The sequence below is a fragment of the Streptomyces boncukensis genome (assembly GCF_011045075.1).
GTDB classification, from domain to species: Bacteria; Actinomycetota; Actinomycetes; order Streptomycetales; family Streptomycetaceae; genus Streptomyces; species Streptomyces boncukensis.
The window spans coordinates 1-379 of the sequence record NZ_JAAKZZ010001140.1; the positions used below are offsets into that span (position 1 = coordinate 1).

General features: G+C 81.3%; 1 pseudogene. It reads right to left on the minus strand.

Annotated features, from left to right (window positions below):
- Positions 1-64: 64 nt before the first annotated feature.
- Positions 65-379: pseudogene (locus G5C65_RS38855) on the minus strand (hypothetical protein); the annotation flags it as partial.

Consider the following 379-nt stretch of genomic DNA (forward strand, 5'->3'; position numbering starts at 1 on the left):
GGCTTGCCCCGTGCCACCCTGCCGCGGTCTCTCCGGCTGAGCGGCCCCTGGTGCTCCGCCCGTGTTACGAGGCGGCGGCGTCCGCCCCGCCGGCGGCGGGGGCCGCCCGCGGAGCCCTCCGCCCCGCCGCCCGTGCTCGACTCCTGGCTGCCGCCCCAGGCGACGCGGCCTCACGCGGTGTCGCCTCGGGCGCTATCACGCCACGCGCCACGGGCACACGCGAGGCGGGGTCCCGGGAAGCGGCCCTGCGTACGGTCGCGTCCGGCGCGGCCTCGGCGGTGGCGGGCCCGGCCACCGCCGAGGGGCGGCGGCCGCTCCGCCCCTCGCCGAGGACCTGCCAGCCGTTGAGCGTCAGGGGGACGTAGGCCCCGCAGCGGAG